This is a genomic window from Chryseobacterium electrogenes, from assembly GCF_053553015.1.
Map to the genome: position 1 here is coordinate 2,870,739 of NZ_JBNPPB010000002.1, position 26,335 is coordinate 2,897,073.

Sequence of the window (26,335 nt, forward strand, 5' to 3'; positions counted from 1 at the left end):
AATAGATTATTGCATCATATTGTGTACTTTACTAATGATTAGGTTCTCTATATTGGTTACAGGAATACCGCTTTGCCCATAGATAATAAAGCTCTCGAAGCCTTCGTAATTCGGTTTGCTTTTTTTATTGATATGCCACTCCACGGGAAGATAGCTAGAGACATCGTTAGAGTAGGATAGGATGCTTAGTTTTTGATTACTGTAATATTTATAAAGATCTATGGCGTATTGTGAGACAGCCTCTCTACTGAAAGCAATGATGGTCCAATCTCCAATTTTTATAATTTGGATATAGACTCTCATTGTTTTAGGAAGGGTATTGGTATTGTATTGATTAATAATTTTGTTAGCCCATCTTACATTTCTTTCTGATTCTACGGTATGCTTGTCGATATTGTTTTTAATAACTTTAATTAATTTATCATATTTAAAATTATTAATAGGAATATCTATAGAGTCAAATTTCGCCGTAATATCACCTTGTATTATAGACCCGTTAGACATTGCATTGAAATCTTTTGTCAACTTATTGGCTGTCTCATCTGGCGTATTTTTATTATTAGGATTAATATCACCAGCACAACCTTGTAAGAAGCTTATGTGTTGCGCTTTTTTCAAGACAGAAAGTTGATTGGTTAAGGTTCCTATATAATTGGGAGAAATACCAAAAAAATCTTTTTTATTATTAGCCCATACTGGATGTACGCTTGCGCTTAACATTATACCGTTGATATTTTTTTCAGTAAAGGATTCTGAGACGACCATTGTTATATTGTTGTCAACAGGCTTGCTATTATTGGCTCTATTATATCCTACATCGGTTTTGGATTTATAATAGGATAATTTATTTTCAGTTTTTTGTATAATTGCCTTTTTTGTAGCAGTTAGTATTGCATCTTTAACAATATTGAGATAGGCAGGATTAGGTTGTTGATAAAACTCTTGCGCACAAGAAAATGAAGTTTGTGATACGGGTGCAAAATGTGTGTGTGTACAATTTATTAAAACAAAGTTTTCTTCTATATTGTATTCCTTTTTTATTAATCGTTTTATTTCTTTGGAAAATAAATAATCTATCCCACATAAGTCTAAACTTATGATTAATGCTTTTTTATTGTTTTTCTCAAAATAAGAGGCATTGGCATATATAGGTTTTTGGTTGTGTTGACTGTAATACAGTTTGTCATCACTTGTGGTTAGAAATAATTTTTTGTCAAATGCGATATTAGAAAAATAATACTTGTAGTTACTGTCATTGGGAGCAGCGATCTTATGCCAATTGTAATTATTACTGTTAACTGATGTCACCCAGAGATCATTGTCATACTTAGACAAAGCGATGAGATTAGTACCATCATTAGTAAGTGATCTTATAGCAATGGTTGATCCAATTTCTTGCCAGGTGTCATTTTGATTAAGGTCTTTTGATAATAGTTTTTTACTTTTATTGATAGCGTATAGCTTATGGTTAATAGCTGTCATACCAGTAATATTATCCGCAACTCCAATATTAGTCCAAGGTATATTCTGGCTATCAGCCTCTCTTATCCACAAGATATTGTCTTTATCAGTTGCGTAGAGCTTACCATTATAATAAGTTATTGCTGTTATGTTGTATGCTGTACCAATAGTTTTCCATTCATCATCCAAAGATGACTTTACCAGAAGTAGATTATCACCGGTTGCTGCATATAACTTTTCTGGTGCTGCACACAATGCTACAATATTTTCTGCAATACCGTTATGAACAAAATCAATACTAAATCTACCAGCTTTTGGATTCTCAAAACCAGAAATGGCAACTGATACTAAACTAGAATTAGGATTAATACTTTCTCTAGCAAATCCAGTCAGAAAGCTAGATGCTTGTGCCTGATATAACGTAGCAATCAGTAGAAATAATAGTTTGAAAATACGGGCAACTTTTTTTTTTATCATTATATCAATCTCATATTAGTTAGAATTGATTTTTATTATCTTTTGAGATTGTATTTCTCCACTTTCGAAAAGTATTTTCAAAACATAAATGCCGGCTTGTAATTTGGAAATATCTATTGTATTCTGATCATCAAAGGTCATTAACAAATCTTGTGACATGTTGAGCACTTCTACCTTTTTTATATGATTTTCCTGACTGTATAATTTGCCATTAGTAGGATTGGGAAAAAAGTGTATTTTGCCATTGGGCGAAAGATCATTGTTATAAATTCCTTTTACATTAACATTATCAATATACCAGTTATCACCATCATCTTCAGTCTTTACAAAAGCAATATAGATTTCTTTGCCATCGTAGTTAGATATATTTATTTTTTTCGGAGAGAATTGACTATTAAAACTTTTGTCATCATAAGTGTCGACAGTTACAAAGCTTTTGCGGTCAGTCGCAGAAGTTTTGGATATTCTTATGTCATATCTTGTATTATGATTAACAAAAGAATTATGTTGCATAAAATTGAGATAGTTATTTCTAAACTGAGATAGATCTATCTTAGGCGTTACCAGCCAGTTTTCATTGGTTTTTCCAGAGTTATCATAACGGACAAAGGCACATTTGTCAGATGCATTATTGTTGAGGTTTACGACTTTCCAACTAATGAATTGACTTCCAGCTTTGTTGCTGCCTTTGTATGCTAGCCAGCCGTTAGGTATTTCGTTGGTAAATTGATTGTCAAAATCTTCATGAAACTGAGATAGAGCAACAGTGTAAAACAACGTGAAAAGAAGCACAAAAACTTTCATATTAAGCGAAATGGGATTTATGATAAAGAATAGTTAATGATACAATTTTCAGTAATTGTGTTGTTTTTGTTGCGACAGTATTAGCATCAATTAAGACGTTTTGATTGGTAAATGCTATTAAGATTGTTTAATTTTCCTGATAAAACCTCTTCTTTTAGTAATATTTATTATGTTTCGAAAATACAAAATAATTCTATATTATGTAACTTTCTAATAAAGTACTAAAAGATAAATTTTCGGAACGTAATTTTTATCAAGAATTTAATAATTTAACAACTTCATTTTCGAATATATTGGTGTCAATAATATAATCTTCGTGGAAAAAAGTTGTTTCACTTTTATTACGGATGTAGTACAAATCGAAATCAACAACTGCTGCTATCGTAGAAAATACCGAAAAATCTCCCCAGACTGTACCGAGCCAAGATAACCCTTTAGCTTTAGGCTTTGAAAATAACAGATTAGTCCAAGCAGCACCGCTAGGCCCAATAATGTAATCAGCATTCTTCATGATGAAAATTTGTTCATGGATATTAAGATCCTCAAAATATACTGGAGAAAAACCATGTTTTTTAGAAATATCAAGTAACTCTATTTCATTGTATTTTCTTAACTCAGACTTTCTAGCCATAAATACTTTGGAAATAGGCATTACGTTGACAAGCGTTTCATTATAATTAGTTGCAACAATATTTTGTAAAAATGAGATAGATTCTGGATCTAGTTTTGTAAAGCGAGATTCGTAGAAAGAGCCATCTATGATATTCGGGATTGTTGAGTTTTGGCTTGTGATATACCATATTTTTTCAAACTCGTGATAGAAATTATTATCAATATATTCTATCTTATAGTCTTTAAAGAAAAATTGTACTAAAGCATTAAAGTTCGGGTTGTTTTTAGCTGAGATATCTAATATTATTGTCAGCTTTTTGTGACTATGGATGTGTTGTAAGTAGCTGACTTTAGGTAATATATCAATGATGAAATGATAATAATTAGAAGAAAAGGTACCGCCAAAATAAATTGCTTCGTAGTTATGTTTTTTGACGGGGAAATTTTTAATCTTTGCTAGCTTATCAGAATGGAAGATGATATTTTTATGGTCATATTTATAAATTGGTCTATCATCATCGTGTACTTTTTCATAAAAAATTCGATCTTTATTTTTAGTTAAAAAAAAAGAAGAATCTCCTGGTACCAATACATTGTGCAACTTATAAAGAAATACAGCAGGTCTTGTGTGTTGATATGATACAGCTGATTTTCCAATCTCTTTTGGGAGAAAAGAAAAGATTTCTTTAGGATTGTCTATTTCAGATTTTTCTAAGCAATAATCGGAAGTAATCTCATCTAATGGCGTAAAATCCACAACCAAAGCCTTCAGACGTAGAAAAGTAGAAATCAATTTATACTTAATTCTCTTAGATACAAGAATATTTTGTATTTTATCTATATCATGCTTACTCATTTTCTTCTGTAATTACAAAGTATAATTGTATTATCCTTTTTATATAGGTTATTGCTATAATTATTGAAGGATAAAAAGGCGATTGTTAATTTTTTAAGCTTGTAATATTATAAGCTTTGGGCGTAACCATTATTGCATTTTACAATCTTTTCATCAACGACTTTTTGATAAGAAGAGAAGTTGCTTTCCTCATCTTTTCGATCATTAAGTTTGTGATGGAGATGATAACAGACTGCTTTTAATTTTACCTTTTTTTGTAATAAACCGTAATTAATAAATCGAGCTGCGAGCTCAATATCCTCGTGTCCCCATCCTGATAAATCATTATTGTAGCCATTAACATTGATGAAATCTTCTCTCCAAAAAGAAAAATTACAGCCTTTAACTTTTCTGGAAGCTTGCTTTTTCTTACAAACTAATGGCGCTGCAAGAGGAAATCTAACGACGTTAAATTTATTTTTAATATTTTCTTTAGCTAAAGATTCACAGAAGTCTGTAGAGTTTAATAATTTTTCAGTGATATTTTCATTAATCAATCCTCTGCTACCACTTATAAAGAAGCCTTTTTGAGCCTCAGAAATATGATCTTTTACAAAATATTTATTAAGTAATATATCACCATCAATCTGAATTATATAATCTGCATCAGTCTTTGCAACGGCTTTATTATGTATAAGCGTTTTTCTAAAACCATCATCTTCTTGCCAAAGATGTATAATATTTAGCTTAGATTCTTTTTGCCATTTCTTGATTAATTCTTGAGTTTCTTCACCAGATCCATCATCAGCAATTAGTATATCATCAGGTATTATAATTTGCTTTTGAATGGATTCTAATACAAGATTTAGAGCCTTTGGCCAATTGTATGTGGATATTAAAAGGGCAACTTTCATTTATTAGTACGTTAATAAATTTTATATTATTTTGATGAAGTATAGTTTAAAATAGTTTTCTCAATAATTTTCACACAATCCAATAATTGCTCTTCAGTAATCACCAAAGGTGGTGCTAATCTTATGATATTACCATGAGTTGGTTTGGCTAGAAGACCATTATCTTTCAATGCCATACAAAGATCCCAAGCGGTAGAACTTTCTGGAGTATCATTAATTAAGATGGCATTAAGCAAGCCTTTGCCTCTTACACCAGAAATTAAATCAGTTTTTTGAATTAATTTTTCGATTTCACTACGGAAAAGTTCTCCTAATTCTTGTGCTCTTTCTGATAGTTTTTCTTCTTCAACAACATCTAATGCGGCTATTGCAACGGCACAAGCAATTGGATTTCCTCCAAAGGTAGAACCATGTTGCCCAGGCTTTATAACATTCATGATTGTATCATTAGCTAACACGGCAGATACAGGATACATACCGCCAGATAATGCTTTTCCTAATATCAAAATATCAGGTTGTACATCTTCATGATGACAGGCAATTAATTGTCCTGTTCTTGCAATCCCGGTCTGTACTTCGTCTGCGATAAATAATACATTATATTGTTTACAAAGTTCTGAAGCTTGTTTTAGATAACCATCGTTAGGAACATAGACACCAGCTTCACCTTGGATAGGTTCTGCTAAAAAGGCTGCAATATTCTGAGCATCAGCTTTTAATATTTCCTCTAATGCATTGATGTCATTATAAGGAATCTTGATAAATCCTGGCGTGAATGGGCCATAATTTTGATTAGCGTCAGGATCATTAGAAAAAGATACAATTGTAGTTGTTCTTCCGTGGAAATTATTCTCGCAAACAATTATTTTGGCTGCATTTTCTGCGATGCCTTTTACTTCGTAGCTCCATTTTCTTGCTAATTTAACTGCAGTTTCTACAGCTTCTGCACCAGAATTCATTGGGAGCACTTTGTCAAAACCAAAAAGCTTTGTGATTTTTTCTTCGTATTCCCCTAACTTAGAGTTGTAGAATGCTCTAGACGTTAAAGCCAGTTTTTTAGCTTGTTCTACTAAAGCATCAACAATCTTCGGGTGAGAGTGTCCTTGGTTAACTGCAGAATATGCTGATAAAAAGTCATAATATTTTTCACCTTCAACATCCCAAACAAAAACACCTTCGCCTTTGTCCAAAACCACAGGAAGTGGATGGTAATTGTGCGCACCATATTGATTTTCTAAGTCGATGAAATATTGGGAAGATTGGTTCTGTTGCATATTTTGATTTTTAACAAAATTAATAAATTAAAGTTTGCTATACCTAACAAAAACGCCTAACTTTTAAAGTTAGGCGTTTATATCTGCTATTATGAATTTTTTTAGATATTATTATCGAAATTCTTGTCCATGACAAAGTCTTCCATAAACTTGGTAGTATAATTACCAGCCAAGAAATCTTCATTTTCTAATAATTGTCTGTGGAAAGGTATCGTAGTTTTTACACCTTCGATGTAAAATTCTTCCAAAGCGCGTCTCATTTTTGCAATAGCTTCATCACGAGTCTGTGCTGTAGTGATTAGTTTTGCAATCATAGAGTCATAATTAGATGGGATAGTATATCCAGAATAGACGTGTGTATCTACACGGATCCCATGACCACCAGGGATGTTAAGCTCTTTAATCTTTCCTGGAGAAGGTCGGAAGTCTGCAAAAGGATCTTCTGCATTAATACGACATTCTATAGAGTGTAGTTTTGGATAATGATTAGCACCAGAGATTGGTGTTCCTGCAGCCAATAGAATCTGCTCACGGATTAAGTCATAATCAATAACTTGCTCTGTAATTGGATGTTCTACTTGGATACGGGTATTCATTTCCATGAAATAGAAATTTCTATGTTTGTCTACCAAAAACTCAATAGTACCAACACCTTCGTAACCGATATACTCTGCAGCTTTAACGGCAGCATTACCCATTTTTTCACGAAGTTCATCTGTCATAAAAGGAGATGGCGTCTCTTCTATTAACTTTTGGTTACGACGTTGGATAGAGCAATCTCTTTCTGATAGGTGACAAGCTTTCCCGTATTGATCTCCAGCAACCTGGATCTCGATATGACGAGGCTCTTCTATCAGCTTTTCCATGTACATACCACCGTTACCGAAGGCTGCTACAGCTTCTTGGATTGCAGATTCCCAAAGTTCTTTCAGGTCTTCTTCTCTCCAAACGGCACGCATACCTTTACCTCCACCACCAGCGGTTGCTTTTATCATTACAGGATAACCTGTTTCTTTAGCAATTTTAACGGCATCTTCATAAGATGCTATTAATCCGTCAGATCCAGGTACACAAGGTATACCAGCTTCTTTCATGGTAGCTTTGGCGGTTGCTTTGTCTCCCATTTTTTCTATTTGCTCTGGTGTAGCACCAATAAATTTGATGCCATTTTTAGCACAAATTCTAGAAAAATTGGCATTCTCAGAAAGGAAACCATAACCAGGATGTATAGCATCTGCATTGGTAATTTCTGCTGCAGCAATAATGTTAGGGATTTTAAGATAAGAATCCTTACTCATTGCTGGACCAATACATACAGCTTCGTCTGCAAATCTTACGTGAAGACTGTCTTTATCTGCAGTGGAGTAGACCGCTACAGTTTTGATTCCCATTTCTTTTGCAGTACGCAAAATTCTCATGGCAATCTCTCCACGATTGGCGATTAATATTTTTTTGAACATCTTTTTAGAAATTTTAAATTTTAAATTTTGAATTTTAAATTATTTCAAATGTATAAACATCTAAAATCTATAATTTATAATCTAAAATTACTATGAAGGGTCTACTAAAAATAGAGGTTGGTCATATTCTACCGGAGTAGCATCGTCAACTAAAATTTTAACGATTTTACCGCTAACTTCTGATTCAATTTGGTTAAAAAGCTTCATGGCTTCTATCACACAAACTACTTTGTCAGAAGTAACGCTGTCGCCAACATTTACAAAAACGTCTTTGTCCGGAGATGGCTTTCTGTAGAAAGTACCGATCATTGGAGACTTGATTGTAATATATTTGCTGTCGTCAGATTCGCTTGCAGATTCGTTAGTAGACGTTGCAACTGGTGCGCTACCAGCGTTAACCACAGGCGCTTGGTAAGCGACAGGTTGTGATACGTAGCTTACTGGTTCTCCTCCAAGTGGAGTTTTAATAAAGATTTCGAAATCTTTATTTTTATATTTTACTTCAGAAACACCTGCTTTAGCTACAAATCGTATAAGATTTTGAATGTCTTTAATATCCATAAAAATGTGAAATTATTTTTGAGAGTCAAAGATAATAAAAAACCACTCAAATTGATTAAATCCAAGTGGTTTTTTATGTTTAGAATAAGATTTCTATAATGAAAATCTTAGTTTTCTTCAGTTACTTCTACTGTTTTTTCTAATACTACTTTACCTCTGTAATATAGTTTTCCTTCGTGCCAATGCGCTCTGTGGAAAAGGTGTAACTCACCTGTTGTAGTATCTTTTGCTAATTGAGGAGCGACAGCTTTGTAATGCGTTCTTCTCTTATCTCTTCTTGTAGACGATTGTCTTCTCTTAGGATGTGCCATTACTCGTAATGTTTTTTTTAAATTCTATTAAGAATTATTGTTATGCTTAATTATTATCTTTTAATTTCTTTAAGGCTTCCCAGCGTGGATCTATTTCTTCGGCTTGGTTTTCCTCTTTGTCTTCTTTTATTTTGGGACTGTATTGATCTATGATTTTTTGATAATCATTGTCATCTCCTAAATTGGGCGATAATTTTTTCATAGGAATGCTTAGTGTTACTAGTTCGTATGCCAATTGTGCGATGTTGAAATCGCTATCGGTATGCGGAATTGTAATAACTTCTTCATTACTATCGTCGTATTCTTCGCCTTGTTTTACAAGGATTTTCATTTCGTTTTCAACAGGATGAGAAAATTCATCATTGCTGATATCACAGATTAATTGTACTGTACCGTTAATTTCTATCCAAAATTCTAAAAATGTAGAATGCTTGTCTAGTAAAACGTCAATGTTAATCTCAGGATTGAAAAACTCTTGTTCTGTCCCAAATAAGTCAAAGAACGCCTGATTTATTTTAAATTTAAACTGATGCTTGCCAACTTTAAGTCCTGTAAAAGCAACGTTATAGTTTTGTAATTTGTCCATAAAATTCGGTTTGCAAAAATAATTTAATTTTTTCAAATAACAAAATAAATTTTGTTTTAGTTTGATTTAAAGTTATTGCAATCTTAATGTTAATTAGATTAAGTATTGCTGTCTTTTGGTAGATCTTCATCAATATTATCCCTAGAATTAAGGGATCTTGCCTGCAGTCTGTTGTCGTATAATTCTCTATACTCAGATCTGTTTTTAAAAATTTTAACCGCAGTAAACAATGCTTCTGTAAAGGATTGCTCGTCTGCTTTGTTTTTTCCTGCAATGTCATAAGCTACACCATGATCAGGAGAAGTTCTGATAAATGGTAATCCAGCGGTATAGTTAACGCCTTCTTCGTAAGCTATAGTTTTAAAAGGTGCTAGTCCTTGGTCATGGTACATTGCTAGAACCGCGTCAAAGGCATTGTATTTATTGGGTTGGAAGAAGCTATCTGCGGGATAAGGACCAAATGTCATAATACCCGAGTTGAAAAGTTCTTTGATGGCAGGTTCTATAATTTCTATTTCTTCTTTACCTATAACGCCGCCATCACCTGCATGAGGATTGAGTCCAAGGATTGCGATTTTAGGCTTGTCAATACAGAAATCTTCTTTTAGACAAAGATTAAGCGTTTTTATTTGCTTTTTTATTTTTTCTTTAGAAATTTGATCGGCAACATCTTTAATAGGAATATGATGTGTGGATACAGCAACTTTAAGACCTTCTGTTACTAAGAACATAAGACCTTTTTTCTGAAATTTCTCTTCCAGGTAACCTGTGTGGCCAGCATGTTGAAAACCGTACTTCATCATTTCGTCTTTGTTGATTGGCGCTGTCACCATGACGTCTATCTCGCCTTTCATAAGAGCTTCTGTAGTGGCTTCTAGAGATGCAATTGCCATTTTGGTAGATTCTTCCGTAGGAACTCCGAATTCTACATTGGAGTTTTCTTTGGTAAGATTTACCATGTTTATTTTACCAGCAACAGCTTCGTTAGCGGTCTGGATATAATTGAAATTTTGCTGAAGCTTAAAAATGTTTTTCTGATAAGTAAACAACTTGCCAGAACCAAAAATTACAGGTGTGAAGAAATCTGTAATACTTTTGTCTTTTAAGGATTTCATAATAATTTCGGGTCCGATACCGTTAAAATCGCCAATGGAAATTCCTACTCTTATTTTATGATGCTTAGAACTCATTTTCTTATCTTTGAACATTAATTAAAGTACAAATTTAAGCTTTTAGGATTAATATTTTGATTTAAAATGTTTTTATGCGTATTTGTCTTAATTTAGTTTGAGGATAAGCTTTCGTTTAGGAGCTATATTGATGTTAATTTTATTACTAATAAATTATGTTTACAGGAATTATTGAAGCAACGGGAGTTGTTGAAAGTATTGAAAATAAAGGAACTAACGTGGATTTTGTTTTAAATTGCCCTTTTACAAAAGAGTTGAAGATCGATCAGAGTTTAGCGCACAACGGTTGTTGTTTAACTGTTGTGGAAATTACTGAAGATAGCTATAGAGTGACGGCAATAGATGAAACTTTAGAAAAAACTAATCTTGGAAAGTGGGTAGTTGGCACCGAAGTTAATCTTGAGCGTTGTCTGAAATTTGATGGTAGATTAGATGGGCATATGGTGCAGGGACACGTTGATAAAACTGGTATTGTTAAGGAGATAGAAGATAAAGATGGGAGTTTTTATATTATCATTCAATATGATGAAAATGTAAATTTTACCACAGTTCCTCAAGGGTCTATTACAGTTAATGGTATTAGCTTGACAGTTGCAGATAGTCAGATTAACCAGTTTTCTGTAGCTATAATTCCTTATACATGGGAGTTTACTAATATGAAGACGCTTAATGTTGGAGATATAGTGAATCTAGAGTTTGATATTATAGGGAAGTATATTTCAAAATTGATGCAAAAACAGAATGCCCTATAGTAATTACAAAGGTTATAGTCTGCGTAACCGTGTCTTTTTTGGTTTTATGGCGATATGTCTGTTGAGTATTATTACATCAGCGACTTTGTCATTTATCATTTTGCGAGATAATGCAAGGGTACAGAGTAAGACGGATATGCAAAAAAAGTCAGAAGCATTAATGTCTTCTTTGGATTATGCGCTAAGTCATACTCAGGTAGAAAGTAAAGATTTACCAAAAGTTTTAGGGAACAAGATATATGAAATTTCGGATATTAATAAACACGATGTCGTGCTTTATGATATGGCTGGTAATTACTTGTTGTCTAATAAAGATCCTAATCTTGTCTCTCAAAAAAGAATTCCTTCTGGGATTTTGGCTAAGCTTAGAGGAGGAGAGCAACAGTTGGATTACACCCTTTATGACGAAAAATTAGATGCCAGAGTGACGTCTTCTTACATGGTCTTGAAAAATAATATGTTAGAGAATATTGGGTATGTGTATTTTCCGTATTATCATAATGAATCCGCGTATTTAGATGTGTTTAATGAATATTTTACGGTCATCATTGGTGTTAATATTCTAATTATTTTCTTCAGTATTTGGTTAAGTTGGATTATTTCTAAGCATCTTACACAGGCATTAACGAGGTTTTCTACTATTATTAATAATTTGAATCTTTTTGATGAAAATCTTCGTCCTATAAAATATTATAAAAATGACGAGCTTAATGCTTTGGTTAAGGCTTATAATAAATTAATTGGAGAGATTGCGGATCAGCGAGAGCGTCTTCGTTATAAAGAAAAAGAAGAAGCTTGGAGAGAAATGGCTAAGCAAGTAGCGCATGAAGTGAAAAATCCACTGACTCCAATGAAGCTGACCATTCAGAATTTTGAAAGAAAATTTGATGCTAACGATCTGGATATAGATGTTAAAGTAGAAAAAATGAGTCGTATGATTGTGGATCAAATAGATTTGATATCCAAGGTGGCTAATGCTTTTTCTGAGTTTGCGCAGTTACCAGATCGTAACGATGAAGTGTTTGACATTGGTAAGGAAGTGAAAAATATTATCAATGTATTTTCTGATACAGATATTTTTGTTCATGTTAATAAAGACGTTATCTGGATAAAAATGGATAAAGTATTTTTGACAAGAATTTTGACTAATCTTATTACCAATGCCAATCAGGCTAAAGATGATGACAGAAAATCTCATATTAATGTTGATATAGAAAATGTTTATAAAAGAGTTAAGATCACGGTAGAAGATAATGGCGTGGGGATTCCTGAGGAAAAATTGAGTAAAATATTTGAACCTAATTTTACAACAAAAAGTTCGGGCACAGGATTGGGGCTAACGATGGTGAGAAAGATGATAGAAGACTATCAAGGTGAGATTAGTGTAAGCTCAGAGATAGGAAAAGGTACCTCCTTTGTTATAATGTTGCCAACTAATTTATAATGAAATCATTTAGATTTAAACAATTTGAAATTCAGCAAGACTCAGACGTTTTTCGAGTTGGGACAGATGGCGTATTGTTGGGCGCTTTAGCTGATGTTGAAGATGTTAATTCTGTATTAGAGATTGGTACCGGAAGTGGCTTGATTGCCTTGATGATCGCACAACGAAATATTTCGGCGACTGTATTGGCTTTAGATATTAACCTTAGTGCGGTGGAGTTGGCTCAACGTAATTTCTCAGAATCTATTTTCTCAGAAAGATTGAAATCTAAATTGATGGATTTTAAATATTTTGAAACCGAACAAAAATTTGATTTAATCATTTCTAATCCACCTTTTTTTGAAGTTAATGATTCTCAAAAAGACACTTTAGCACGTCAGAAAATCGAATTAAATTTCATTGAAATTATTTCTAAATCATCTCAATTATTATCTGCTAAAGGACGATTTTCTGTAATTATTCCCAAGCAAGACGAAACCGAATTTGTTAGTTTAGCAACCGTTAACCAATTGTTTCTTCAGCGCAAAATAGATATAAAAGGAATTGTTGATGGTGATGTAAAAAGAGTTATTTTAGAATTTGGTTTAGCGAATAAAGATTTACAACTAGAAAATTTTATAATAGAACAGTCGCCAAGAGTCTATAGCAATCAGTACTTGGAAGCAACTAAAGACTTTCATGTTTTTAAAACAAAAACGCCTTGATCTCTCAAAGCGTTTTTTTTATAATGTAAAATATCTAATTTTATTCGAATAATTCTGCAGTGTCTAGCACGCTCACTTCTCCATTTTCACAACGGATGGCTTCTCCTGGGAAATTCTGAATCATGTGATAATCATGCGTTGCCATAACTACGGCGCAGTTATTTTCTGTCGCAACATTTTTTAACAATGTCATGATGTCGTTAGATGTTTCTGGATCTAGATTTCCTGTAGGTTCATCAGCAAGAATTAGCTCTGGATGGTTAAGTAGCGCTCTTGCAATGGCAACACGTTGTTGTTCTCCACCAGATAATTGATGTGGCATCTTGTGCTTTTTGGTTTTCATACCAACGCTAGAAAGAACTTCGTTAATACGGTCTTCCATTTTGATTTTATCAGTCCAGCCAGTTGCTTGTAGTACAAAAAGAAGGTTTTTCTCTATGTTTCTGTCTGTTAATAACTGAAAATCTTGGAAAACAATCCCTAATTTTCTTCTCAGGTTAGGGATATCTGATTGTCTTAATTTTGCTAAGTCAAATCCTGCAACTTGCCCGCTTCCGCCTTGTAGAGGGAGATGTCCGTATAATACTTTTAACAGTGAGCTTTTTCCAGAACCTGTTTTTCCTATCAGATAACAGAATTTTCCTTTTTTGATATGAAGATCAACATTGTTAAGAACCGTAAAGTTTTTTTGAACAATCTTGGCATTATTAAGATCAATAATATCTTCTCCGTTTTCGTATCGGTGTGGCATAATTTCAGTCGTTGAGGTTAAGAATTTACCATAAGGTTTCTATATTCAAAAATAAATAAAACTTTTATGATTAGCCCTAATTTTAGGAAATTTTAACAACAAAAAATGCTTGAAAGCCTAAGCCTCAAGCATGATTTGTATATGATAATATAAGGTAATTATCTTTTTGCGCGCGCTGCGCTAATGCTTACCTTTTTTCTGCCTTTAGCTCTTCTAGCTGCCAAAACTCTTCTTCCGTTTGGCGTAGACATTCTTTCTCTGAAACCGTGTTTGTTTCTCTTTTTTCTCTCTGATGGTTGGAATGTTCTTTTACTCATCACTAATATATTTAGTTCGTAATTATCTTTTTATTTTCAGATTGCAAATATAGGGATTTTATTTGTTGTTGCAAATCATTTCTCAAATATTTTCTACAATCTTTGTTGATGCTCCATAAAATCGCCTGCTTAAGCGTTTTGTTATAAAAAGTAGTATTTTTGAGCTTTATTATTTGGACATATTATGGCTTGGTTGTATTCTTTATTTATAAAACTATTAATGCTTGGGATGAAGATTTTTTCTTTATTTAATGCTAAAACAAAACTAGGCATTGAAGGAAGAAAGCAATCATTGTCTTTGGTTAAAGAAAAATTGTCTCAACAGCCTGTTATCTGGATGCATGCAGCTAGTTTGGGAGAATATGAGCAAGGTTTGCCAGTCTTACAACAATTGAAATTAACGTACCCTGATTGTAAAGTTTTAGTAACTTTTTTTTCGCCGTCGGGTTATGAGAATATTATCAAAAAGAATAATCATTTGGCAGATGTTATTTGCTATCTCCCTTTTGATGAAAAGTCTTCTGTTAAAGCATTTGTTGATGTTTTTAATCCCAAAATATTTTTCACGGTAAAGTATGATTATTGGTATCATCTCTTAGCAGAACTTAAAAATCGAAATTGTAAAACCTTTGTGGTTTCTGCCTTGTTTTACGAAAGTCAAGTATTTTTCAAGACTTACGGACGTTGGTTTATAGAGCAATTAAAGAAAAATGTCGATTGGATTTTTCATCAGACTGTTCATTCTTCGGCGTTAGCGAAAAGTATTGGTTTGTCGCAATCTTCGGTGTCTGGTGATACAAGATTTGATCGAGTGAAGCAAATTTTGAAAAGAGATAATCATATTGATTTTATTTCTCAATTTTTAGGCGATAGGCGTTGTGTAGTGTTTGGCAGTTCTTGGGAAGCCGAAGAAAAAATCGCGCAAATTTTACATGTTAAATTACTTAAAACCAAACTTATTATTGCGCCACATGATCTAAAGCGCGTTACTGTTCTGCAAGATTTGTTTCCAGAAGCGGTTTTGTATAGCAGTTTAGATGAAAATCAACCTAAAGGATTTAATCAGCAAATATTAATTATCGATAGCATTGGTCTGTTGTCAAAATTATACTCTTATGCTGATGTTGCAGTCGTTGGTGGTGGTTTTCATAGTGCTGGATTGCATAATATTTTGGAAGCTGCAACGTTTGGAGTCCCTGTTGTGTTCGGGAATCATTATAAGAAAAATCCAGAAGCTGATGCTTTGGTCAAAGCTGATGGCGGAAAGCATTTTGACGACGAATTTGCTGCTGCAGGATTTATAGCAGAACTTATCAAAGAAGATAACAGGACGTTGGAATCCGAAACATCTTACCGAGATGAAATGGCTCATAATGCGTCTGTATTTGTGAAATCTCAGCCAGATGCAACGGCTAATATTCTTCAAAAAATCAAAGAAAAGGTTTAATTAAATAACTTAGAATATTTCAAAAATCCATTAATTGCCCAATTGGTGGTGTAGTACAACGACTTAAGCGTGGAGAATTTCATGTAATCTTTGTAGACCAGATATTGATCTTTAATAATATTACTTTTCTTTCTGGAGACACTTGTGGCGTGCATTCTGTATTTTGCCATGGTTTGATTAAGCGGCAAGCCTTCTGGGATTTTCTTTAGAAGATTAAGCCACATCACATGGTCTTCGCGCTTACTTCCTTGGGGAAAATATTCTTTGCCAACACGAGAAGCGTCATACATAGAGGATAGAAGAGAAAGGCGACAAGTTTTCAGAAGATTATCGAATGTAACGATTTTGTCAGCTTTAAAATCTTCAATCTGTGGAATTAAGTTTTCGTTGCAACGTGCGTAGTTAGAATAAACCAATTCTGCTTTTTGATCCATCATAAATTGTGTCATTTCTTCTAAGAAATTAGGTTTCCAATAATCATCAGCATCCAGAAAAGTAATATATTTTCCGCTCGCTCTCTTTAGAGATGAATTTCTCGCCACACCCGCGCCACCATTTTTTTTGGATTTAATAAGGATAATTCTCGGATCATTATATTGCTCTATAATTTCAATCGTGCGATCGCTAGAAAGATCATCGGTAATAATCCATTCCCAGTCATTATAAGTTTGTGCTAATACAGATTTTATGGTGTCTTCTATATATTGTTCTGTATTATAACTTGGAGTAATGATGGAAACTTGAGGCATATATTGTGTTTTTGCAAAGATAGTTTTTTGAGCAAGACGATATAAAAAAGAAAAGAGTCTTTCGACTCAATTATCAATGTTTTGTTCTCAAGTTAATCCGCTGATATCGGTTAAGATGACTTTGTTAATGGTTTTTTCTAGCTTAAATTTTAACTCTGCTTTTGCTCCTAAAGGCAATATACTACAAGGCGAAAGTATTAATGCAGTCAGTAAGAAAAATCTCAAAAAGAACTTCATACTGACAAAAATAGACTTTTGATGTATATTTTGGGGATTGTTTATCTTATTTAGCATCATAAAGTTGATTAAGTATGTGGTTATTTTCACTATCTTTGATGGACTTAATAGATAAAGTTATCGCTCATAATATCGTATTGCGGGCGTTTTTTCTTTTTAAGAACGTAATTTTATTCAAATAAAAAGAGATATCTGTCTGGCATTCAAATATAATTTTTAACTTTGGGCGTCAGTTTTTAAAGATTTTAATATCTGAGTAATTTTATATTAATAGAATTTTTAACTACAAAATAATAGATTTAAAGTGTTTTACGATCATCAGAACATAGAGAAAAAATGGCAGAAGTATTGGGAAGATAACCAGACTTATAAGACTTCTGACGCAACCGATAAGCCTAAGTTTTATGCCTTAGATATGTTTCCTTACCCATCAGGTGCGGGACTACATGTTGGGCATCCGCTCGGTTATATAGCTTCTGACATCTATGCGAGATATAAAAGACATCAAGGTTTCAATGTATTGCATCCTGTGGGTTATGATAGTTTTGGATTACCAGCAGAGCAATATGCAATACAGACAGGACAGCATCCAGCGCTAACGACTGAGCAGAATATCAATCGTTATGAACAGCAGATGAGAAAGATTGGTTTTTCTTTCGATTGGAGTAGGGAAGTGAGAACTTCTGATGCCTCTTATTATAAATGGACACAATGGATTTTTGTTCAGTTATTTCATTCTTGGTATAATAAGGCGACTGACAAAGCAGAATCTATAGAAACCTTAATCCAACATTTCGAAAATAAAGGAACACAAGATCTTTCTGCTAATCAAAATGAAGCGTTAAGCTTTACCGCAGAAGAATGGAAAGATGCTTCCGAAGAAGATCAACAAGATATTTTATTAAACTATCGTTTGGCTTTCCGTGCAGAGACGACTGTTAACTGGTGTCCAGCTTTAGGGACGGTTTTAGCTAATGACGAAGTTATTGGTGGTAAGTCAGAACGTGGCGGTTTTCCTGTGTATCAGAAAAAAATGATGCAATGGAGCATGCGTATTTCTGCTTATTCAGAAAGATTGTTGCAAGGACTATCAACTTTGGATTGGCCGCAACCTCTTAAAGATTCTCAAGAATATTGGATTGGGAAATCTCAAGGTGCAAAAGTGAAGTTTACAGTTGAAAACCAAAATGAAGTTATCGAAGTTTTCACGACAAGACCAGATACTATTTTTGGATCTACATTTATGGTGTTAGCACCAGAAAATCCATTGTTAGAAACTATTACAACAGAAGCTCAAAAGGCAGAAGTTGATACTTATATTACAGAAACCTCTAAAAAAACGGAGCGTGATCGTATGGCTGACGTCAAAAACGTGAGTGGTGCTTTTACAGGAAGTTTTGCCATCAATCCTTTTACAGGAAAAAAGATGCCGATTTATATTTCGGATTATGTGTTGATGGGTTATGGCACGGGCGCTGTTATGGCAGTTCCTGCACATGATGAGCGCGATCATAGATTTGCAAAGAAATTCGATTTAGAAATTATCGAAGTTGTTGCAGGTGGCGATAATGTTCAGGAAGAAGTTTTTGTTTCTAAAGACGGAACGTGCATTAATTCTGATTTTCTTGATGGATTAACTTACGAAGAAGCGAAAGTTAGAATCATTGACGAAATTGTAAAAAGAAATATCGGTGAAGGGACCATTAATTATAGACAACGTGACGCTATTTTCTCTCGTCAGAGATATTGGGGAGAGCCGGTGCCTGTTTATTTTAAAAATGATTTGCCTTACACCTTGCCGATGTCTGCGTTACCATTAGAGTTGCCAGAAGTTGAAAAATATCTACCAACCGAAGATGGTGATCCGCCATTAGGAAATGCTAAAACATTTGCTTGGGATGAGGTTAACCAGAAAGTTGTCGATACAGATTTGGTAGATAACCAAACAGTTTTCCCTTTAGAATTATCTACAATGCCAGGTTGGGCGGGGAGTTCTTGGTATTTCTTAAGATATATGGATCCGCATAATGATGAGATTTTTGCTAAAAAAGAACTGACAGATTATTGGGGACAAGTGGACTTGTACATTGGTGGAAGTGAGCATGCAACAGGACATTTATTGTATTCTCGTTTCTGGAATATGTTTATGAAAGATAGAGGTTATGTTAGTCATGACGAGCCTTTCCAAAAGTTGATTAACCAAGGCATGATCTTGGGGATGAGTGCTTTTGTTTATAGAGTTGAAGGAACTAATCAATTTGTTTCAAAAAGTTTAGCGAATCAACATCAAACTCAAAAAATTCACGTTGATGTTTCTTTATTAAAGGGAACGACCGACGAATTAGATACCGATCAATTTAAAGCTTGGCGACCAGAATTTGCAGATGCCGAATTTATTTTGGAAGATGGAAAATACATCACAGAACGTGAGGTAGAAAAAATGTCTAAATCCAAATTCAATGTGGTTAATCCAGATGATATCAGCGAAGAATATGGTGCAGATGGTCTAAGATTATACGAAATGTTCTTAGGGCCATTGGAACAATCCAAACCTTGGAACACGCAAGGTCTTAGCGGTGTCTATGGTTTCCTTAAAAAATTCTGGAATCTTTATTTTGAAGGAGATAATTTTGAGGTTTCAGAGGAAGAACCAACCAAAGCAGAATATAAAATCTTACATACTTTGATTAAAAAAGTTGTGTATGATATTGAGAATTTCTCTTTTAACACGTCTGTTTCTTCATTTATGATTGCTGTTAACGAGTTTCAAAAACTGAAAACTAACAAAAGAGCGATTTTAGAACCATTAGCAGTTGTGATTTCTCCTTATGCACCACACATTTGTGAAGAATTGTGGAGTCTTTTGGGGCATGAAGAAAGTATAGAGTATGTGGCATTTCCAACTTTGGATGAGTCGTATTTGGTAGAAGATGAAATTGATTATCCGGTGAGTTTTAATGGGAAAATGAAATTTAAAATTCAGCTTCCAGCAACACTTAGCGTTAACGAAATTGAAACCATTGTTTTGAAAGATGATAGAGTGGTAAAGATTTTAGGAGATAATATACCTAAAAAAGTAATTATTGTCCCTAAGAAAATCATCAATATCGTACTATAATCATGGTAAATTAATATAAATTAAGCATCCGTTTAATATAAAATGTATTAAAAAAAATAAAAAAAATTAACAATATTTCTTGTCTGAATAAAGCGAATAAAAGGCAAGGAGTAAGGATGTTTCAAAAAAAAAGAAAAAAAATACATATTTAATAATTATTAAGCCAAAAGACCTTATATAAATTAGACGTTAATTCTTATATAAGTATTGCATTTTTAATTTATTTGGCTTTATTTTACAACCTAGAAAATTTAACAATTATAATTTTAGTTTAATATGGAAATGAATGTTTCAAAAACAGATGAGCAAGTAATTGCTAGAAAAAAAGGAGGTCTTAACCCAGCCGTAATTCTGCCAGTTCTTTATTTAATCGCATTAGGACTTTATCTTTTTGTTTTAGGTAATCCTTCTAATTTTGCGGCAAACCCTAAGTTGAGCGGAGCGTCAGTAGCTTTTTCTGATGTTCAGGCAAAAGAATTACATCCAGAAGGATTTATGGGTATTATCTACATGGGTGGTCCAGTAGTACACATTCTAATTTTGTTCATGTTGACAGTAGTTGTATTTGCAATTGAGCGTTTCTTAGTATTAGGAAAAGCAGCGGGTAACGGTAACTTAGATAACTTCGTAATGAAAGTTAGAAGCTTATTGAATGAAAACAAAATTGACGAAGCTATTGAAGAGTGTGATAGACAACAAGGTTCTATCGGTAACGTAGTTAAGGAAGGTCTTACTACTTACAAAGCTTTGGCAAAAGACAATACATTAAATAAAGAGCAGAAAATGATTGCACTTAATAAGTCAATCGAAGAAGCTACAACTTTAGAAATGCCAATGTTAGAGAAAAACATGATGATTTTGTCTACATTAGGTACTGTTGCAACGTTAATCGCGTTATTAGGTACGGTAATTGGTATGATTAAAGCTTTCCAGGCTCTAGGTTCTGGTGGTGGTACTCCAGATGCAGGTGCATTATCTTTGGGTATCTCTGAAGCTTTGATTAACACTGCATTAGGTATTGGTACTTCAGCTATCGCAATTATTTTCTATAACTTCTTTACATCTAAAATTGATGGTTTAACTTATAAGATCGATGAGATCTCTATGAGCATCCAACAATCTTTCGCAGAGTACAACTAATAAGTTGTAACAATTAATTGCGTTAGCAATATTATTATTAGTTAAAGAAAATTTATAAAAAATGGCGAAAATTAAACCAAAAAGACATGGGGTAATTACGGATATGACCGCGATGTGCGACGTTGCATTCCTATTACTTACATTCTTTATTTTGACCACACAGTTCAAGAAACCGGATGTGGAGCAAATTAAACCGCCATCATCTATATCACAAACATTGTTACCGGATGCTAGTCTTATGACAGTTAACGTAACACCAGAAGGAAAATTCTATTTTACACCAGTTGATAACGGTACAGAAAGAGTACAATTATTAGAGAAAATGGGTGCAAAATACGGAATTGCCTTTAACGATAAAGAAAAGGTGGCATTTGCAAATGTACAAACAGTTGGAGTTCCTATGAATCAGCTTAGAGGCTACTTAGCCTTAACAAAAGATCAAATGGCATCTTTTAAAGCTACGGAAGGAGTTCCATTGGATGAAACTAATAAGCAATTGATCGATTGGGTAGAGCAAAGCCTTAGTGTTAATCCTAATTATAAATTAGCGGTTAAAGGAGATGTGTCTACAAAGTACCCAAGAGTTAAAGATTTATTTGAAGGTTTAAGAGATATTAAATTTCTTAAGTTTTGGTTAATAACATCTCAAGAAGGTAAAAATTAATTTTAATAGAAATGGCAGAAGTACAAGTAAAAGACGACGGCGGCAAAGGCGGTAAGGTACGCTCGAAAAAGCAGAATACCAGAGTCGATATGACTCCGATGGTAGACTTAGGGTTTCTATTAATTACCTTTTTTATGTTTACCACAACATTCAGTAAACCTAATGTGATGGATCTTGGTCTTCCGGCAAAACCGGATATTAACCAGCCACCACCAAAGGATATTGATATAAAATTGCAAAATTCAATTTCGATAATTATCGGAAAAGATAATAGAGTATTCTATCACCAACAAGATCAAGCTGGTCTAGATGAGCAGACATTAGTGGAGACTAAGTATGATAGAGATGGGATTACTAAGGTAATCGAGCAGGCAAAAGCAGGTGCAATTGATAAAAAAATATTTACAGTTATTATCAAACCGACTGACGATGCAGTATATAAAAATTTTGTAGATATTCTTGATGAAATGGCAATAACTAACAGTGAAAGGTATGGTGTTACTGATATCAAACCTTGGGAGTTGGCTATTTACAAAAAGAAGGTTGGAGAACAGTAAGTCTCTAGTTACAAATTAATTTTCTAAAAATTAAAGAATGTCAGACAATATAGATTACAATCCATCTAATCTTAATTTAGATGAAATTGTATTTAAAAATAGAAATAAGGAATACGGGGCGTATGATCTTAGAACAATGTACCCTAGATTACTTACAAAATCTTTTGTAATTGGTACAGCCTTCTTTGTATTAGCTATCATTAGTCCATTTGTGTATTTAAAAATACAAAAAATGAATGCTGAAGAGCAGACTAATGTTCAAGCTGATCTGATTGATATATTACCAGACCAACCTGTATTAGAGCAACCTAAGGAAGAAGAACCACCACCACCGCCACCAAAACAGGAGGAGGAGAAAATTGAAATTATTCAAAATGTGGTTCCAGAGCCTAAAAGAGAGCCTAAGATTGAGACACCTCCGCCTACAATTACAGAGCAGAAGGAAACAACTACTGGTCTAGTAGCGCAAGAAGGTGTTAAACAACCTGCTTATGTGACACCACCACCAGTAGCTCCACCAGGAAAAGGTACAGCAGTTGAGGTTAAAGCTGTTAACTCAAATGAAGTGTATGATTCTGTAGATCAGTCTGCGGAATATCCAGGAGGTTTAAATGCCGTAAGGAAATTAATTGGCGAAAACGTTGATAGCTCTGGATTAGATGGTGAAGGTCAATTAACGGTTAAACTGAGATTTATTGTAGAACGTGATGGTACTGTTTCTGATGTTAAAGTTACATCAAAATCAGGTAACAGCGACTTCGATTCTGAATCGGTAAGAGCAGTTAAAAGACTTAAGAAATGGGTGCCTGCAAAGAAAAATGGAGAGACGGTAAGATCTTACTACTCAATCCCAGTTACTATGCAATTCCAATAAAAAAGTTATTATTTTTTATACAAAGAGAAGCTGTTAAGCTTCTCTTTTTTTATATATTTGTCATATGATGTCTAATTGGTTGTCTATCGTTGCAGGTATTTTCTATGCAATACTTGGGGTAGTCGTTATTATTTATAAATTTTTTGCAATTCCCCTGGAGGCTAACGTAGCTTATCCACTGGGAGTATTGCTTATTTTGTATGGCTTATTTAGAATCTATCGAGCCGTAAGAAATTTAAGAAAAGTAGAAGAAGATGAAAAATAGTATTTTAATACTTCTGATGAGTTTTGCTATTTTATCTTGTTCGAAATCGGATAAGAAAGTAGATGATCCTAGTCAAGGCGAAATTACATTAGAGGTAGATGAGTCTTTCAAAAGTGTTACAGATGCATTAGCAGAACGTTATGTTGCTCTTAATCCGGGAGCTAAAATTAATGTAGTAACTAAGAAGGAAGATTTTGCTCTTCTAGATCTATTAGAGAGAAAAGCCCGAGTTGTTGTTATGTCAAGAAATCTAAGCCAGCAAGAAAAAGCGGCTTATGATAGTAAGATAGATCTGCCTTGGCAACCTGCTAAATTTGCTGCCGATGCTGTTGTATTTGTCGTATCAAAAAATTCTTCTGTAAAAACATTAGATATTGATGATATAAAGAAAGGACTTATGTCGGAGGATAGGCCTTTTGTTTTTGATGGTGCTAATGCGAGTAATCTCAACTTTGTTGCTCAGAAATTCAATGTAAAAGCATCTAGTTTAAAATTTTCTACAATTGATGGTAATCAAAATATAGTTAAGCAGCTAGAACAACATCCTGATAAAATTGGCGTTATAAGCCTTAATACAATATCTCGCCCTTATGGAGAAGAAGCCATAATGTTACGTGAGAAGATTAATATTTTATCCATTTCAGAGAAAGGGAAATCCTATACTCCTACAGTGGATAATCTTAAGGATATGCAATATCCATTTACGAGAGTATTATATTTTTTAACCAATGAAGCTTATTATGGATTGGGTAATGGTTTTATTCGATTTGCTTGTACGCAACTAGGTCAGATAGTTGTAGAAAAAGAAGGACTCCAGCCATATAATATTTATAAAAGAGAAGTCCAGATGAGATAATTCTCAGAAATTAACAAAAATTTATAATCGTAACTCTTTTATTGGTCTGAAAATTGTTTTTTCCGATCCTTTAAAAAGATTTAATAAACTAAAAATAAGAGATAATGAATTATTCAAAGAAAATTGTTTTAGGTATTGCTGCATCTTTTTTCACGCAGTTTGCAATGGCGCAGTCATTAGAAGAAGGTATTAATTATGTTGATAGCCACAAGTACGCTAAAGCAAGACAGAACTACAATGATCTAATCGCAAAAGAACCTGTAGCTAATAACTATTTCTATTTAGGTAACACATATTTAATGCAGTTTGAGCCTGACTTTGACAAAGCAAAAGAGTACTTTGATTTAGGACTTGCAAAAGATCCTAAAAGCTTTCTTAATAAAATTGGTATTGCCGCGATTAAAGTTGGTAAAGGCGATAAGTCTGGTATTGCAGATATACAGCAGATAGTAAAAGATACTAAAGAGAAAGATCCAGAGGTACTTTATAGAGCTGCAGAAGCTTTAACTATTTTTGAGAAAAATAATAATACAGAACTAGCTGTAGATTTCCTTACTAAAGCTATAGAGAAATCAAGAAAGGCTGGCGTGCCGGCTAATTATTTTTATGCATTAGGAGATGCTCACAGACTAAAAGCTAATGGTAATTCTCAGATTGCAGGTCAAGCATTATCAGCTTATGAAAATGCCTTGCCAACAGCTAAGAACAAAGCGGCTGTATATACAAGAATTGGTTCTCTTTGGATGTCTGCACAACAATGGCAGAAAGCTAAAGAAAGCTTAGATAAAGCTATCGCTATAGATCCAACTTATGCACCTGCATATAAATATCTTGCAGGCCTTAATATTAGATACCAAAAAAATGAAGAAGCAACACGCAATCTAATTAATTATACGAAGAATGCAGACGAAGATCCTTCTACTCAATTAGAAATTGCAAAGTTGTATTTTACTAATGATGATTATGCTAATGCAAAAACAACCTTAGATAGCGTTTTTGATAAAGTTTCGGATCCAATTAAGTATAAGTTAAGAGCATATATCCAATTTGGTTCTGCTGATTATGCAGGAGCTCAAGATAATTTTAATCAATTTTTATCAAAAGTTGATAAAGCTAGAGTATTACCAGGTGACGAAGGATTGCAAGGTCTTATCGCAGCAGGTCTAGCAAAAGACGAAAAAGATGCGTCTAAAAAAGCACAGTTAGAAGCAACGGCACAATCTAAAATCGCTATTGCTAAAAATGCAAAAGACGAAACACTTAAGTGGGATGAAGAATTATCTAAAGTAAAAGGCGGACTTAAAGGTATGACTGCAGATCAAGGACCAACTAATCCAGAGATTGAAGGTTATAAAGCTAAACTTGCTGTTAACGCTCAAGATACAGATTCATTATTTAGATTAGCTCAAGCTTACCAAAACGCTAAAAACTGGAATGGCGCTATACTAACATGGCAAAAAATGATCGATCTTTTACCAGATTGGGAGCCAGCTTATTACAGTCAAGGTTATGCATATCAGCAATCTGGTAATAAAGAATTAGCAGGTTCTGTTTATCAGAAATACATAGACGTTTCTGCTAAAAAACCAGCGGCTGAGCAAGAAGCTAACAAAGAAACAGTATCGTACGCATATCTAGCAATAGCTTATAATAATGTGGAATCTAATAAAGAGAAAGCAAAACAATATGCTGCAAAATCATTAGAACTTAACCCTGCATCTACAGATGCGAAGGCTCTAGTGACAGCACTAAGCAAATAATAGTATTACAATACTATATAAAGCTCCCATTTCTAACCGATTTGGGAGTTTTTTTATGGCAATTCCCTAGGCCACAACTTCGGCATCTGCTCGGGTCGGGCTATCCGCTATATCTTTGTGTGTGGGCACTCGAACGGCTCCGCTACGCTCCGCCGCCTCATGCCCACACACAAAGGATGTCGCTTCTATCCCTATTGCAAAAATATTGCACATAA

The 26,335-nt window shown here is 33.7% G+C and carries 25 protein-coding genes; 12 read left to right on the forward strand and 13 right to left on the reverse strand.

The window, feature by feature from the left end; all coding sequences use genetic code 11:
• Nucleotides 1-6: 6 nt before the first annotated feature.
• The 10 genes from ACQQ6V_RS13245 to pdxA all read right to left on the reverse strand — a co-directional run bounded on the left by ACQQ6V_RS13245 (nucleotide 7) and on the right by pdxA (nucleotide 10,485).
• Complete coding sequence (locus ACQQ6V_RS13245) at nucleotides 7-1,938, reverse strand: hypothetical protein (protein WP_448845981.1); 1,932 nt, start codon at nucleotides 1,936-1,938, stop codon at nucleotides 7-9.
• 15 nt (nucleotides 1,939-1,953) lie between these two features.
• Complete coding sequence (locus ACQQ6V_RS13250) at nucleotides 1,954-2,742, reverse strand: choice-of-anchor J domain-containing protein (protein WP_448845982.1); 789 nt, start codon at nucleotides 2,740-2,742, stop codon at nucleotides 1,954-1,956.
• Nucleotides 2,743-2,995: 253 nt separating this feature from the next.
• On the reverse strand, nucleotides 2,996-4,210 hold the full coding sequence (locus tag ACQQ6V_RS13255) for a glycosyltransferase family 61 protein (protein ID WP_448845983.1): 1,215 nt from the start codon (nucleotides 4,208-4,210) through the stop codon (nucleotides 2,996-2,998).
• Nucleotides 4,211-4,317: 107 nt separating this feature from the next.
• Entirely contained in the window at nucleotides 4,318-5,103 is a 786-nt protein-coding gene (locus ACQQ6V_RS13260) for a glycosyltransferase family 2 protein (protein WP_448845984.1), read from the reverse strand.
• Between the two features lie 26 nt (nucleotides 5,104-5,129).
• On the reverse strand, nucleotides 5,130-6,377 hold the full coding sequence (gene rocD / locus ACQQ6V_RS13265) for an ornithine--oxo-acid transaminase (protein ID WP_448845985.1): 1,248 nt from the start codon (nucleotides 6,375-6,377) through the stop codon (nucleotides 5,130-5,132).
• A 101-nt stretch (nucleotides 6,378-6,478) separates the two neighbouring features.
• Nucleotides 6,479-7,837: an acetyl-CoA carboxylase biotin carboxylase subunit gene (accC, locus tag ACQQ6V_RS13270; RefSeq protein WP_448845986.1), complete on the reverse strand. Its 1,359-nt coding sequence runs from the start codon at nucleotides 7,835-7,837 to the stop codon at nucleotides 6,479-6,481.
• Nucleotides 7,838-7,927: 90 nt separating this feature from the next.
• Nucleotides 7,928-8,398, reverse strand: coding sequence for an acetyl-CoA carboxylase biotin carboxyl carrier protein (gene accB, locus ACQQ6V_RS13275; RefSeq protein ID WP_448845987.1), 471 nt, complete (start codon nucleotides 8,396-8,398; stop codon nucleotides 7,928-7,930).
• Between the two features lie 107 nt (nucleotides 8,399-8,505).
• A complete protein-coding gene (rpmF, locus tag ACQQ6V_RS13280) occupies nucleotides 8,506-8,709 on the reverse strand; it encodes a 50S ribosomal protein L32 (protein WP_448845988.1) in 204 nt (67 codons plus the stop codon).
• Between the two features lie 46 nt (nucleotides 8,710-8,755).
• Nucleotides 8,756-9,295 carry a YceD family protein gene (locus ACQQ6V_RS13285; protein ID WP_448845989.1) on the reverse strand — a complete coding sequence of 180 codons (540 nt, stop codon included), beginning with the start codon at nucleotides 9,293-9,295 and terminating at the stop codon, nucleotides 8,756-8,758.
• A 98-nt stretch (nucleotides 9,296-9,393) separates the two neighbouring features.
• The gene (gene pdxA / locus ACQQ6V_RS13290) at nucleotides 9,394-10,485 is read right to left on the reverse strand and encodes a 4-hydroxythreonine-4-phosphate dehydrogenase PdxA (RefSeq protein ID WP_448846211.1); all 1,092 of its coding nucleotides are present in this window, start codon (nucleotides 10,483-10,485) and stop codon (nucleotides 9,394-9,396) included.
• 155 nt (nucleotides 10,486-10,640) lie between these two features.
• On the opposite strand from pdxA, the gene ACQQ6V_RS13295 reads away from it, so the two are divergent.
• From ACQQ6V_RS13295 to ACQQ6V_RS13305, 3 genes are read left to right on the forward strand one after another with little or no spacing between them, the layout of a single operon-like run.
• Nucleotides 10,641-11,237 carry a riboflavin synthase gene (locus ACQQ6V_RS13295; RefSeq protein ID WP_448845990.1) on the forward strand — a complete coding sequence of 199 codons (597 nt, stop codon included), beginning with the start codon at nucleotides 10,641-10,643 and terminating at the stop codon, nucleotides 11,235-11,237.
• Complete coding sequence (locus tag ACQQ6V_RS13300) at nucleotides 11,227-12,681, forward strand: HAMP domain-containing sensor histidine kinase (protein WP_448845991.1); 1,455 nt, start codon at nucleotides 11,227-11,229, stop codon at nucleotides 12,679-12,681. Before ACQQ6V_RS13295 ends, ACQQ6V_RS13300 begins: the two co-directional genes overlap by 11 nt.
• Nucleotides 12,681-13,385, forward strand: coding sequence for a tRNA1(Val) (adenine(37)-N6)-methyltransferase (locus ACQQ6V_RS13305; protein ID WP_448845992.1), 705 nt, complete (start codon nucleotides 12,681-12,683; stop codon nucleotides 13,383-13,385). The genes ACQQ6V_RS13300 and ACQQ6V_RS13305 overlap by 1 nt, the downstream gene beginning before the upstream one ends.
• A gap of 40 nt (nucleotides 13,386-13,425) precedes the next feature.
• Here the strand turns inward: ACQQ6V_RS13305 and ACQQ6V_RS13310 are convergent, their stop codons facing one another.
• Nucleotides 13,426-14,136 (reverse strand): cell division ATP-binding protein FtsE, encoded by a 711-nt coding sequence (locus tag ACQQ6V_RS13310; protein ID WP_448845993.1) that lies wholly within the window; start codon nucleotides 14,134-14,136, stop codon nucleotides 13,426-13,428.
• A 158-nt stretch (nucleotides 14,137-14,294) separates the two neighbouring features.
• Nucleotides 14,295-14,453, reverse strand: coding sequence for a 50S ribosomal protein L34 (gene rpmH, locus ACQQ6V_RS13315; protein WP_448845994.1), 159 nt, complete (start codon nucleotides 14,451-14,453; stop codon nucleotides 14,295-14,297).
• A 184-nt stretch (nucleotides 14,454-14,637) separates the two neighbouring features.
• Here rpmH and ACQQ6V_RS13320 point away from each other — a divergent pair, with 184 nt between their 5' ends.
• Complete coding sequence (locus tag ACQQ6V_RS13320) at nucleotides 14,638-15,900, forward strand: 3-deoxy-D-manno-octulosonic acid transferase (RefSeq protein ID WP_448845995.1); 1,263 nt, start codon at nucleotides 14,638-14,640, stop codon at nucleotides 15,898-15,900.
• Here the strand turns inward: ACQQ6V_RS13320 and ACQQ6V_RS13325 are convergent.
• Nucleotides 15,897-16,649: a glycosyltransferase family 2 protein gene (locus ACQQ6V_RS13325; protein ID WP_448845996.1), complete on the reverse strand. Its 753-nt coding sequence runs from the start codon at nucleotides 16,647-16,649 to the stop codon at nucleotides 15,897-15,899. The two genes, ACQQ6V_RS13320 and ACQQ6V_RS13325, sit on opposite strands and share 4 nt — an antisense overlap.
• Before the next feature lie 541 nt (nucleotides 16,650-17,190).
• On the opposite strand from ACQQ6V_RS13325, the gene leuS reads away from it, so the two are divergent.
• The 8 genes from leuS to ACQQ6V_RS13365 all read left to right on the forward strand — a co-directional run bounded on the left by leuS (nucleotide 17,191) and on the right by ACQQ6V_RS13365 (nucleotide 26,120).
• Entirely contained in the window at nucleotides 17,191-20,004 is a 2,814-nt protein-coding gene (gene leuS / locus ACQQ6V_RS13330; RefSeq protein ID WP_448845997.1) for a leucine--tRNA ligase, read from the forward strand.
• Between the two features lie 276 nt (nucleotides 20,005-20,280).
• Nucleotides 20,281-21,144 carry a MotA/TolQ/ExbB proton channel family protein gene (locus ACQQ6V_RS13335; RefSeq protein WP_448845998.1) on the forward strand — a complete coding sequence of 288 codons (864 nt, stop codon included), beginning with the start codon at nucleotides 20,281-20,283 and terminating at the stop codon, nucleotides 21,142-21,144.
• A 61-nt stretch (nucleotides 21,145-21,205) separates the two neighbouring features.
• Nucleotides 21,206-21,808, forward strand: a complete 603-nt coding sequence (locus tag ACQQ6V_RS13340; RefSeq protein WP_448845999.1) for an ExbD/TolR family protein — start codon at nucleotides 21,206-21,208, stop codon at nucleotides 21,806-21,808.
• An 11-nt stretch (nucleotides 21,809-21,819) separates the two neighbouring features.
• Complete coding sequence (locus tag ACQQ6V_RS13345; RefSeq protein WP_448846000.1) at nucleotides 21,820-22,365, forward strand: ExbD/TolR family protein; 546 nt, start codon at nucleotides 21,820-21,822, stop codon at nucleotides 22,363-22,365.
• Nucleotides 22,366-22,402: 37 nt separating this feature from the next.
• Nucleotides 22,403-23,239: an energy transducer TonB gene (locus ACQQ6V_RS13350; RefSeq protein ID WP_448846001.1), complete on the forward strand. Its 837-nt coding sequence runs from the start codon at nucleotides 22,403-22,405 to the stop codon at nucleotides 23,237-23,239.
• Nucleotides 23,240-23,303: 64 nt separating this feature from the next.
• A complete protein-coding gene (locus ACQQ6V_RS13355) occupies nucleotides 23,304-23,504 on the forward strand; it encodes a C4-dicarboxylate ABC transporter (protein WP_448846002.1) in 201 nt (66 codons plus the stop codon).
• Nucleotides 23,494-24,360, forward strand: a complete 867-nt coding sequence (locus ACQQ6V_RS13360) for a PstS family phosphate ABC transporter substrate-binding protein (RefSeq protein WP_448846003.1) — start codon at nucleotides 23,494-23,496, stop codon at nucleotides 24,358-24,360. Before ACQQ6V_RS13355 ends, ACQQ6V_RS13360 begins: the two co-directional genes overlap by 11 nt.
• 104 nt (nucleotides 24,361-24,464) lie before the next feature.
• A complete protein-coding gene (locus ACQQ6V_RS13365) occupies nucleotides 24,465-26,120 on the forward strand; it encodes a tetratricopeptide repeat protein (protein WP_448846004.1) in 1,656 nt (551 codons plus the stop codon).
• Nucleotides 26,121-26,335: the final 215 nt, after the last annotated feature.